Below are 11,139 nucleotides of genomic sequence, written 5' to 3'. Positions count from 1 at the left end.
GCTAAATCCGAAATCCCCATAGCCCATCGCCTGGGGCCCGCGGGTTCCTTCCTCGGGGACTTTCGTACGCCTTTCGGCGCCCGAAACTCTTCACGGAAGCCGTCTGACCGGTTCTTGGGGCCGATATCGCGAAAGCGCACCTAGATGCCCGACGTTTGCTACGATCCGAAGCGGTTTCCTTCGGTCGGGCGGCCTTCTCGAGATCTTCGGTGCCTGTCAGTTCTCGGCAGGGGGGAGAAAATTGACTTCGTGTTCCGCAGCGATGCGCACGACCTCGGCCGGATCGGTGAGGTTGTGGATGCGCTCGAAAAGCCCCCTCAGGTCGCGCGTAGGGGCGACCCAGAACAGGCTCGTCGCGTCTTCTCCGGACCGGTTGAAGATCCCATGCGGCAGCCCCATCGGCATGCGGACGAGATCTCCGGGCCCCGCCGTGAATTCCTTTCCGTTCAACCACAGATCGTAGCGTCCGGTCAGGACGTAGATAAATTCGTCCTGAGTCGGATGAACATGGGGGGGAACGAAGGTGCCGGTCGGAAACAGTGCATGCCAGGCGAGCGACGCCTCTGAATGCTGCTTCAGCGTATAGGTCTGGCCAAGGATCGACCAGACGACGTCGTCGATCCCCTCGCCGACCGGGGTAACGCCTGGAGACATGATGGTCATGATGGCCTCTGCTGGTTGGGCGCGATGTCGAGAGAAGCGGGAGACGCTCAGCCGAGAAAGGCGGCGATGTGGTCAACAGCCTTCGGCGTCTCGTCGAACAGGAGATGCCCCGCGTCGGGAAGGACTTCTAGCCGGGCATCCGGCAGCAGGCCGCTCCAGGTCTCCCCATGCGCGGCCGGACGGATTCGGTCCTCCTGGCCCCATAGCAACAGGACCGGGACGGAGATGCGGTGCAGCCGGCGGGCAAGCTTGCGGTTGCCGGATGGGGTGTCCCAGACGACCCGGGCCAGCGCCATCCGTTCGCGATAGTTGAGCGTGAGGAAATCGACGTCGTGCTGGCTCGGCAGCTTGGCGGAGAGAACCGACGGATCATGGGCTAGATAGGCGGGCAGCTGAGCCGCCGGAATGGTCATCACATCCGTCGCGGGCGGATCGAAGATCGGCAGGCCGGACGGGGCGACCAGCACGATCCTGCGGAACAGTTGCGGATGAAAGGTCGCCAGCTCGGCCGCGATCCAGCCGCCGAAGGAGAAGCCGACCAGATCGATGTCGGCAAGGCCCATTGTCTGGAAGAGCTCAAGGTAATGGAGCACGTAGTCGTGGATGTCGTCGATGTCGCGATCATCGTCGGATTCGCCGAAACCCGGGTGGTAGGGAACAATGACCCGGTGGCCTGCTGTCAGCGCGTCGAGGAAATCGAACCCGGTGAAGGTTCCCGAGCCGTGCAGAAACACCAGAGGCTGCCCCGACCCGGCCTCGTAGACCACCGTTCGCACACCGCTGATCGTATATTCGGACCGCTCGAAGCCCTTGGGAAGCGTCACAATCGGCAGATTTTCGCTCATTACTCGCCTCTCTCTTTGACCCCGTTTGTCGGCGGCGGGGACGCGAAGGTCACCTATCGAAAGATAGCCGGAGATCGGGCGCCGGATTGGCGGTGACACACGGCACGAGCGCCGGTACGGCCGATGCGGCTCGAAAGTGTGGATGCTGTTCAGACGGCGCCGGAAGCGTGTCCCTTCAGGCGTCCGATCGGACGGGAGGGACCTCCGGGGCGGGACACGGCCGGGCCTGGAGGACCGAACCGGTCCTCCAGGCCCGGGGTTGTCGGCCACTCAGTTCGCGGTCGCAGCCTTCTCGGCCTTCACCGCATCGACCTGGGAAATATAGAATTCAAGGGCCGCCTCCGCATCGAGGCCCTTTGCGGAGGCCCGATCCAGCCAATCCTGTCGCAGCGGATCGAGCTTGGCGTGCAGTTCGTCCAGAAACGCGCCCTCGGCGGTGACGGTCTCGACGTTTGCGGCTTCCAGCTCCTTGATGGCAGCGGCGTCGGATGCATCCCAGACGGCACCGGCGCGCCGGGACAGATACTCGCCCGAGATGCCCATGATCGCTTCCTGATCTTCTGGAGTGATGCTGTCCCACTTCGCCTGGTTCATCATGATCACGAAGCTCGTCGTGTAGAAGCCGCCGGGGACGGCGAGCTCGTACTTGGTGAGCGGGATCAGGTTGAAGCCGGCCATCGATTCCGCCGGAAAGGCGGTCCCGTCGACCACGCCGTGGGACATCACCTCATAGGATTTCGTCGGCGGCGCCGCGACCGGAGAGGCGCCGACGAGCTCCAGAACCGCGGTCTGGATCGCGGCCGACGACCGCATCTTGAGCCCGTCGAAATCGGCGAGGCTGGTCAGCTTCCGGTCCGTCGTGAACATCTGGCCCGGCCCATGCACCATCAGGCCAAGGACCTTCACACCCTGGTGTTCGTTGAACTTGGCCAGCATCTCCTCGTGGGTCCGCCACAGGGCGACCGACGACACCTCGGCGCTGAAGGTGGAGAACGGCAACTGGGACAGGCCGCTCAACACGAAGCGGTTGGGCAGGAAGTCGTGCGTGATGAAGCTCACGTCGACCACGCCCTTGCTAACGAGATCGAAGTAGGCGGGAGGCGCTCCCAGCGGCGCGCCGAGCATTTCGGTCTTCACGCGTCCTTCGGTGACACGTTCGACGTCCTCGGCCCACTTCCCGAAGATCTCAGTCGTCACCGGGTGCAGCGGCGGTGCCCAGCTCGACACACGCAAGGTGGTCTGCGCATCGGCATTCGCCGTCAGTCCAAAACACATCCCGAGCAGTGGGAGCCCCACCGCCAGCGCCTTTACTGCAAGCTTCATTTGCATTCCCCCTCTTGTAGCTAACCTATTTCATGGTGGCTGGAAGCAGCATCACCGTCGCTGGGACCGTGATAAAAAGTATTATTCTTATGATGTCGAATACGTAGAACGGTATAAGACCACGGCAGATCGTCCAAACATCGACATCTTTGAGAACGCTGCGCAATACGAAGATATTCATGCCAACCGGAGGCGTGATCAGGCTGACTTCGGTGAGCACGACAATGAAGATGCCGAACCACACGGGATCGATTCCGGCGGCCTGCGTAAGCGGAAAAACGATGGGAATTGTCAGGATAATCAGCGACATGCTTTCGAGAAACATGCCGAGGATCAGATAACCGACAACCAACAACAGTATGAGATGGATCCTGCTCAGTTCCAGGCCGGTCACGACGAAGCTGAGCCAAGAGGAAAAGCCCGCGATGTTGAGAAAGGCAGTGTAGACGAGCGCACCAATCAACACGAAGAACAACATGGCCGTAATGCCGGCAGCCTCGCGGAGCGTTTCCACGAGCATCTGCAGCGACAGTCCGTGGCGTCCGATCGCCAGGATCAGGGCACCAAAGGCCCCGATACCGGCGGATTCCGTCGGTGTGAAGACGCCGAGGTAGATGCCGCCGATGACGGTGACGAGCAGCGCCAGAAACAGGGCCACGCCGCGCAGCGCCGTGATCATGTTCTGGATCGAGGCGCCCTCGCTGCGCGGCGCCAGCGATGGCTTGATCCAGGTGGCGACGCCGATCGCCAGCACGTAGCCGACCAGCGTGATCAGACCGGGGATGATGCCTGCAATGAACAGCTGTCCAATGTCCGTCTCGGTCAGTAGGCCATAGACGATCATGACCACGCTGGGGGGGATCAGGATCCCGATGGTGCCGCCCGCAGCGATCGACCCGGCTGCGAGGCTGTCAGCATAGCCGTAGCGTTTCATCGGCGGCATGGCGACCTTGGCCATAGTCGCGGCGGTGGCCAGAGAACTGCCTGACATGGCGCTGAAGGCACCGCAGGCGACGATAGTCGCCATCGCCAGCCCACCCCGGAATCGGCCAAGCCACACATAAGCGACGGCGAACAGATCATCGGCAATGCCGGCCCGGGCGGCAAAGCTCCCCATCAGCACGAAGAGGGGTACCACCGACAGCTCGTAGGCCTGTCCGGCGTCGAGCGTCGTCTGCGCGAGCAGACCGATCGCAGGTGCCCAGCTGAGGATGTAGACGAGCCCGAGGAAGCCGACCAGGAGCATCGCGAATGCGATCGGCATTCCGACCAGCATCAGCACAATGAGCAGTCCGAAGGAAATGAAGGATGCCGTCACGAGTCGGATCCGACTTCCGTCGACCTGAGCAGAGCGACGACCGCCGCTGCCTGGCCAATCACCGCAACCGCACACGCGATGGCGATGTAGTAGGCGAATGGACCTATCGGGATCCGAAGATAGGTGGTCGAGTCGCCAATCGCCCAGACCTCACCGGCACGGTTCCACATCACCACGGAGAGGAAGGCCAGCATGACCGCGACCGCAACGCCGCAAATTGCCATCGGCCATTTCCGCCTCGCCTCCGGCAACATGTTGAGAATGACGTCGACGGTGATGTGAGATCCTGCCCGGGACACTGCCGGCAATGCAGAGAAGATCACGAGCACCATCAGCAGCTGGGTCAGCTCGAAGGATCCGGGTAGCGGTGCATTGAAAACATACCTGCCGACCACATCGACGACAGTCACGCCCATGATCGTGAAAATGACCAATGCGGAGACGAGCTCCAAGGCAGTTAGGACCTTTGCGATCAACAAGCAGCTCCTTCTGTCCATTGACCTGCATGAAAGGGGATAGGCAGTCGAAGCAGTCCCCAGCAAATTCGGCGCCATCCGTCCCGTCACCTATCGAAAGATAGGAGGCTCCGCTCCGATCGCCCCGGATCGCAGCGGCCCGAGCGCGCTCTCTATCTTTCGATAGGTGACGGGTGCGACCGATGCTCTGACGGTTCGAGGATCGACTCTTGCGCGGTCCACGAGGCCGCTCCGCATCAACGAAGACCAGGAGATGAGCCGTGGCGATCTTGCCGGAGACCGAGTTCTACGCTTGGCACTTCATGCCCTATGCCGCCTTGCCCGAGGATATCGAAGACCGGGACTCGCTTTGGGTGGACCTGCCCAACACGTTGTTCGACCCGGAGGTCGGGCATTCCTTCTACACGCGCTATCTCTCCGAGCTGGTCCTTGCCGAGAAGCTGGGCTTCGACGGGCTGTGCGTGAACGAGCACCATGGGACCGCTTACAGCCTGATGCCGGTTCCCTCGCTGATCGCGGCGGCGCTGATTCCGCAGACAACGCGTGCCAAGATCTGCGTTATGGGAACGCCGCCGGCCATCGAGCAGCCTCATCGCTTGGCGGAGACCTATGCAATGCTCGACGTGATGTCGGGCGGCCGGCTCGAGATCGCGATGCCGCTCGGCACGCCGATGGAATACTGGCTCAATCCAGTCAATCCGGTGACCGCCCGCGAGCGTCAGGCTGAGGCGATCGACATCATGCTGAAGGCCTGGTCCAAAGACTCACCACACCGCTACGAAGGGCGCTTCTTCAACTACCGCTACCTTAACGTCTGGCCGCGGCCCTATCAGCAGCCGCATCCGAAAATCTACTTCGTCGGTTCCGGCAGTCCCGAGACCATCGAACTCGCCGCGAAGTACGGCTTCGGCTACTCCTCGACGTTCAGCCCGATCGCGACCCAGCTTGCGGCCCAGCAGCGGCTGCGGGAACTTTCCGCGGAATATGGTCACACCGTCCGGCCCGATCAGGTCCCGATGACGGTGCAGGTCATGGTCGCGGATACCGACGAAGAAGCGGAGCGCGACATGGAACCACACGCGCGCTTCTTCTTCGACGTCCTGCTCCGAGCCGGACGTTTCTCCGACGTGCCAGGCTACCTGTCGATCGATCAGTTTCGCAAGCGCAACGGCCACGTGCTTCCGCCCAGCCACGGCAAGTTCGACTGGGACAGTGTCCGCACCACGCATCGCATCGTCGCCGGATCGCCGAACACTGTGGCTGATGCCGTGGAGAAGTGGGCCCAGGATGCACAGACCACCCGGGTCATCTTCCAGATTCATCTGGGCGACATGCCGCACTGGAAAGTGGTCCGGACATTGACGTACCTGGCCGAGAAGGTCATCCCGGAGCTCAGGGCGCGCCGGGACGGGTCGGCCGTCTCCGCGCCGAAGGCCGCTCTGGCGTCGTAGGGCACTCGGCCGGCATGGTGCTTCCCGACACATCCTGGTGGGCGGGCCGCGAGACGATCAGTTCTGGTCTCGCGGCCGGACCGGCGACACGCTAGACTTCGGGCGAATGTCGGCGTTGGAAAACCTGAACCCCACCCATCTCGTCCCACCCCGTGCGCACCGGACCCTGCTGGTGCGGTCGCGCTTGGCACGTCGGCTGGCTCGAAGCGGAGGCAGCCGGCTGATCTGGGTCTGCGCGCCGGCCGGTTATGGCAAGACCAGCCTGCTTCTGCAGTGGTACGCCACCCTGACCGAGGACGGAGAGTCCGCTGCGTGGCTCCGCTTGCCGGACCGGAAGCTCGGACCGGAAGACTTCCTGCGCTCCATCACCGCTTCGCTGGAGCAGGCGAAGCTCGCTGTCCCCGACACCAGACCGCCCAAGATCGCAACGATTGCCGATCTGCTGACGTCGCTCGGTCGTCCCATGACTTTCTTCTTCGATGATTTCGATATCGAGGAGGCCAGGACCGGACAGCTCTTTGCGGAGCTAATTGAAAGCCTGCCGCCGCGCTGCCGCTTCGTGGTGGCTTCCCGCTGGAAGCGGGCAGTTCCGCTGGCCCGCCTGCGTGCGTGGGGCGATTTCGACGAGATCGGCGTGTCAGATCTCGCTTTAGACGCCGAGGAGGCGGAGGCCTTCCTGCGCCAGGCCACGGGAAGTGCAGTGGATGCGACGGAGGCGCGCCTTCTGAACGAGCGGCTGCGCGGATGGGCAACCGGGCTGCAGCTCGCCGTGGCTGGGCACACGTCCGGTAACCTTGCCGACATCGCGATTACCGGAAGCCGCGGTTACATCCGCGACTATTTTCAGGAAGAGCTTCTGCAGGCTGTGACCGAGCCCCTGCGCGGGTTCATGCGGGACATCTCCCTCTTCCCGGTCCTCTCCACCGAGCTGTGCGACATCGCCACCGAACGCACGGACAGCAGGGACCGGCTCGCGGACCTGGCGGAAGTTGGCTGCTTCCTCACCATCGTCGATGCGAACCGCGACTTGTACGCGTTTCACCCTTTGTTTCGGGAGTTCCTGGTCGACGCATTGACCCAGGCGGATCCGGAGCACGCACTCGCAGTCGCCCGCAGGGGCGGAGCTCATCTTGAGAAGGCCGGCCACATTGCCGAGGCGCTAGAAGCGGCGATCACGACCCAGGACTGGCTCCGCGCCGCCGAGATTCTCAACCGGGCCTGTCCGGACCTGACCTACCACGGCCGCGTTCACCAAGTCGCCGGCCTCCTCCACAAGCTGCCGTGGTCGAGCATTCAGCAGTCACCCCGTGTTCTGTTGACGATGGCGTGGGCAATGTCGACGCAGCACCAGTTCGCCGCCGCCCAGGATCTGCTCAGGCTCGCTTCGGACTATCTCGCCACCCGCCGCGATGAGACAGAGGAAGTCGACCGGGAGCGCATCGGCTACCTCCTGGACCACGGTGCGATGATGATCGCGCAGTTCACTGACGACCAAGCGGAAGCGGAACGCAAGTGCCAGCAGCTTCTGTCCCGGTCAGTAGACATCGACCCCTATGTCGTTGGGAGTGTGGAAAGTTCGCTGCTTTATGCTCAGCGCGAGCAGTTCAATCTCAGGAACCTGCCAAGGCTGAGCACGGTCGCCCGAGAGCGCTTTCGCGAGGCCGGGACCGAATTCGGTGTCGTGTGGCATCAGTCGATTGTCGGGCCGACTTTATGCATGGCCGGGGACACTGTGGGAGCGCTGGCGGCATTGCGGGAGAGCTTCGCCTCCGCGCGCACGTTTGCGAAGAACGACGAGTGGCTTCCCGCAGGCCCTGCCTGCCTGCTTGCCGAGGTCCATTTCGAGCGCAACGAGCTGCAGGAGGCGAGGGAGCTCATGGAAGAGTTCCGCCCTCGTCTCAAGCATGGCTTCGTCGACCACATGATTGCGGGTCACGTGACATGGGCGCGCTTGCTTGCGGCACAGGGCCAACTTGACGAAGCGTTTGACCACCTCGCCCAGACTGTCTCCTTCGCCCGCAACCGAGGTATTCGGCGGCTGCGGGACGTGGCGGTTGGAGAGTGGATTAAGGCGCTGCTCGCTCGAGGACGGGTGGGCGAGGCTTTGCAGATCGCACGAACCGAGGGCCTCGACCTGGATCCGCAACTCCTTGCCCCGGTCACCGGCGTGACGACTGCTGTGGAGGCAAGGGCGATTACCTGGGCCAGGATCGCCAAGGCGACGGGCAGGAACGGCGACGCCATGCAACTGGCCCGGCGCTGGGCCGCGCTGACGACCGAACGGGGCGCGGTCCGTTCGGCGATCCGGTGGGACATCTTGATCGGCCAGCTCCTTTTCATGGACGGCGATGTTTCCGCGGCACGCCGGCGGCTGCGCAAGGCCGCGAGCAACGCCGCGCCAGGTCTCTTCCTGCGGGTCTTTCTCGACGAAGGCGAATCTGCGTTGCAGCTGCTCTCCGGCTCGGATCAGGATCACGCACCCGCCACGACAACCGATTATTTCATTCGCCGGATCCTCGATCTGTCGGGCAGGAGCGCGACGCCGAAACGCTCGCTTCCCGAAACCGAGGAAACGCCGGCGATCACACCTCTCACGCCGCGCGAGATCGATGTCGCCGCTTGGGTTGGCGCCGGGCTGAGCAATCGTGAAATCGGCGACCGGCTCGCCATGACCGAGGGGTCGGTCAAGTGGCATCTCCAGCAGATCTACGACAAGATCGGCGTGCGCCGGCGGGCAAGTGCGATCCAGCGGCTGCGTGAGCTCGGCCTGCTGCCATGATCCGGTCGCGCGCCACAGGGGCATGTCTATCTTTGGATAGGTGATCGACCTGCAGTTCTCGTGGCTTCCTGTCGAATGAAAGTTTCGATCAGGAGGTACCATGCCGGTTTCGACAACTCTCGCGCGCATCTCGGCAGATAGGGGTGACCGTCATGCGATGCTGCCCGCAGACACCGATCTGTTCCGTCAAATTTCGCGGTGCTGGGCGTCGGGTGTCGCTGTGGTCACCACCCGCAGTCCACGCGGGCCGGGCGCCGGCCTCACGATGACTGCGGTCAGCTCGCTTTCAATCAACCCCATGCAGTACTTGATCTGCCTCGACCATGGCTCCAAGACCGGTGAGGCGATCAAGTCCGAGGGTGTGTTCTGCATCAACATCCTCGGGTCGGATCAGCGAAGCCAGTCGGATCTGTTTGCGAGCAAGTCGGACAAGAAGCTCGATCAGGTCGACTATGTGGTTGCCGAGAATGGCGTTCCGATCCTCTGCGATACGCTGGCGAGCATCATGTGCGAGGTGGCTTCGATCCACGTCGAAGGCGACCATGACATCGTGGTTGGGCGCTTTGTCACCGGACGCTGCCAGCCGGCGGCCCCGCTCGTGCACTTCGATCGCGGATATTACCAAGTAAGGGCAATGTGAGACGACTTTATATGCTTGTGTTCTGGTCGATAGTCTGGCCGACTTTCGCGAGATCGTAGACGGCACTGTTCAAGATCACTATAGGCGCAACTGCGACGTTGTGCGGGCTTGGCAGCAACGTCTGCTTTTGAAGCCAGCCCGAATGGCGGAGTTGGGCGCAGAACGGCCCTGCCATCAGCCGCCGCCGAGTCTCGGCATCAGCGGCTCCGATAACAATCCGCCTGCGGACGTATCCACCCAGCTCGAACGCCAGTGGCGAGTGATCCGGAGCGGGCCTCAGATCACCACCGGATTGCGGCCCCGACTGGATGAGGCACGTCAGTTCGCTCACACTGCTGCGGGCGCACCGGGGATCTGCGCGTGCTGAATACCCCACAGGACGATCGGGGCCGGCCGGCCCCGCAACGTGTGCGGGCCGAGCTTCGCGAAGCGCGCCGCGAGGGCGGCGCTTCCTTCGGCGTGGAGCTCGGCGACGACCGGGGCGGTGAGGAGCAGCGGAGAGCCGAGGTCGCGGCAGCAAGCCTCGACCCGGCTCGCCACATTGACGGTGTCTCCGACCACGGTCAGCTCGAGCCTTCCCTCTCCGCCAATGTCCCCCTGGACGACGGTGCCGTGGTGGATGCCGATGGCGACACGAACCGGCTGCTCCCCGGTTTTTACGCGCCGCCGGTTCCAGGAATTTATGTCCTCCAGAATGCCCAGTCCGCACAGCACCGCGTCGGTGACGTCGTGCGGCCCCGCCATGGGCAGGCCGAAAACTGCGATCAATCCGTCGCCGAGGAACTTGTCGATCATGCCGTTGTTCGCGAAAATGCGACGGCCGAAGACGCTCTGCAGGTTGCGCAACAGCGCGATCACCTCTTCGGGCGAGCGGTCGGACGCATAGGCCGTAAAGCCCACCATATCTGCGAAGAGTATGGCGGCGGGGCTGTTCCTGATGATAGCGAGAGGAGTATTCGCCTCAGCCAGCTCGTCGACGAGTTGCGGAGGGAAAAACCGTGCGAGGTTCGCCCGCTGCCGCTCGATCGAAGCCAGCCGCTCGCCGGCGGAAAGGTTTCGCAGGCTGAGAAAGGTCGTTATCCCGATTGCGGCCAGACTCATGCTGGCTCTCAGGACTGCCGTGTCCGGAAACATCAGGCGATGGACCAGGAGCCAGCTCAGGACGGTGAGAGCAACACACCCGACAGCAGCCAAGACGACCCACGCCGGCTTGCGCGATAGCGCGACCGTCAACACGACCACCACGTAGAGGACTGCGACGGCAAACTCGAGACGGATGAAGGTGTCGATCATGAAGATCGCGGCCGTGGCGCAGGCTGCCGGTAACAGCAGGAATGCTCGGCTGTGCCGCCAGAGCTTCGACCTGACCCCTTCGCCACCCGGTTTCGGTCGCAGGCGAGGCTCCAGCCACTTCGGTGGCTTCAGGCGTTTCGCCGGCATCTCTGCCGTGTCGCCCGCGTGCATCGGGAAGCGATCTGGCCCGTCGGTACAACACATGCGTCAGTCGGCCTCTTCCGGATAAGGCGACGGGGGAAACGGAGCCGGGCCCGGTAGAACGACCCCGTCGGCAAGCCCGAGGTCATCGGGGGCGGGGCGCGGCCGCCGTTTCGCCAGGCTCGCGGTTCCTGCTTCCCGGATATGTCC

At 63.3% G+C, this 11,139-nt stretch carries 9 protein-coding genes; 3 read left to right on the top strand and 6 right to left on the bottom strand.

Features of this window, described 5'->3' with window-relative positions; translation table 11 throughout:
- Positions 1 to 216: 216 nt before the first annotated feature.
- From ACSSVZ_RS21925 to ACSSVZ_RS21905, 5 genes are all read right to left on the bottom strand, one after another.
- Positions 217 to 663, bottom strand: a complete 447-nt coding sequence (locus tag ACSSVZ_RS21925) for a cupin domain-containing protein (RefSeq protein ID WP_453972897.1) — start codon at positions 661 to 663, stop codon at positions 217 to 219.
- A 47-nt stretch (positions 664 to 710) separates the two neighbouring features.
- Positions 711 to 1,508 carry an alpha/beta fold hydrolase gene (locus ACSSVZ_RS21920; RefSeq protein WP_453972896.1) on the bottom strand — a complete coding sequence of 266 codons (798 nt, stop codon included), beginning with the start codon at positions 1,506 to 1,508 and terminating at the stop codon, positions 711 to 713.
- Positions 1,509 to 1,778: 270 nt separating this feature from the next.
- The gene (locus ACSSVZ_RS21915) at positions 1,779 to 2,831 is read right to left on the bottom strand and encodes a TRAP transporter substrate-binding protein (protein WP_453972895.1); all 1,053 of its coding nucleotides are present in this window, start codon (positions 2,829 to 2,831) and stop codon (positions 1,779 to 1,781) included.
- 25 nt (positions 2,832 to 2,856) lie between these two features.
- The gene (locus ACSSVZ_RS21910) at positions 2,857 to 4,149 is read right to left on the bottom strand and encodes a TRAP transporter large permease (RefSeq protein WP_453972894.1); all 1,293 of its coding nucleotides are present in this window, start codon (positions 4,147 to 4,149) and stop codon (positions 2,857 to 2,859) included.
- Positions 4,146 to 4,625: a TRAP transporter small permease gene (locus ACSSVZ_RS21905; RefSeq protein WP_453972893.1), complete on the bottom strand. Its 480-nt coding sequence runs from the start codon at positions 4,623 to 4,625 to the stop codon at positions 4,146 to 4,148. The genes ACSSVZ_RS21910 and ACSSVZ_RS21905 overlap by 4 nt, the downstream gene beginning before the upstream one ends.
- 260 nt (positions 4,626 to 4,885) lie before the next feature.
- Here ACSSVZ_RS21905 and ACSSVZ_RS21900 point away from each other — a divergent pair, with 260 nt between their 5' ends.
- The 3 genes from ACSSVZ_RS21900 (at position 4,886) to ACSSVZ_RS21890 (ending at position 9,495) form a co-directional block, all read left to right on the top strand.
- Positions 4,886 to 6,076, top strand: a complete 1,191-nt coding sequence (locus tag ACSSVZ_RS21900; RefSeq protein WP_453972892.1) for an LLM class flavin-dependent oxidoreductase — start codon at positions 4,886 to 4,888, stop codon at positions 6,074 to 6,076.
- 115 nt (positions 6,077 to 6,191) lie between these two features.
- Positions 6,192 to 8,855: a LuxR C-terminal-related transcriptional regulator gene (locus tag ACSSVZ_RS21895; RefSeq protein ID WP_453972891.1), complete on the top strand. Its 2,664-nt coding sequence runs from the start codon at positions 6,192 to 6,194 to the stop codon at positions 8,853 to 8,855.
- A 100-nt stretch (positions 8,856 to 8,955) separates the two neighbouring features.
- A complete protein-coding gene (locus tag ACSSVZ_RS21890) occupies positions 8,956 to 9,495 on the top strand; it encodes a flavin reductase family protein (RefSeq protein ID WP_453972890.1) in 540 nt (179 codons plus the stop codon).
- A gap of 327 nt (positions 9,496 to 9,822) precedes the next feature.
- Here the strand turns inward: ACSSVZ_RS21890 and ACSSVZ_RS21885 are convergent, their stop codons facing one another.
- Entirely contained in the window at positions 9,823 to 10,992 is a 1,170-nt protein-coding gene (locus ACSSVZ_RS21885) for an adenylate/guanylate cyclase domain-containing protein (RefSeq protein WP_453972889.1), read from the bottom strand.
- Positions 10,993 to 11,139 lie beyond the last annotated feature (147 nt).

The organism is Amorphus sp. MBR-141 (genome assembly GCF_053628695.1).
The sequence above is the reverse complement of the archived record's forward strand: the minus strand, read 5'-3'. Positions and strand labels throughout refer to the sequence as shown.

Excerpts from the sequence above, each read along its gene's own strand:
- ACSSVZ_RS21925 (WP_453972897.1), bottom strand. The coding sequence starts at position 663 with ATGACCATCATGTCTCCAGGCGTTACCCCGGTCGGCGAGGGGATCGAC.
- ACSSVZ_RS21885 (WP_453972889.1), bottom strand. The coding sequence starts at position 10,992 with ATGTGTTGTACCGACGGGCCAGATCGCTTCCCGATGCACGCGGGCGAC.
- ACSSVZ_RS21920 (WP_453972896.1), bottom strand. The coding sequence starts at position 1,508 with ATGAGCGAAAATCTGCCGATTGTGACGCTTCCCAAGGGCTTCGAGCGG.
- ACSSVZ_RS21890 (WP_453972890.1), top strand. The coding sequence starts at position 8,956 with ATGCCGGTTTCGACAACTCTCGCGCGCATCTCGGCAGATAGGGGTGAC.
- ACSSVZ_RS21915 (WP_453972895.1), bottom strand. The coding sequence starts at position 2,831 with ATGAAGCTTGCAGTAAAGGCGCTGGCGGTGGGGCTCCCACTGCTCGGG.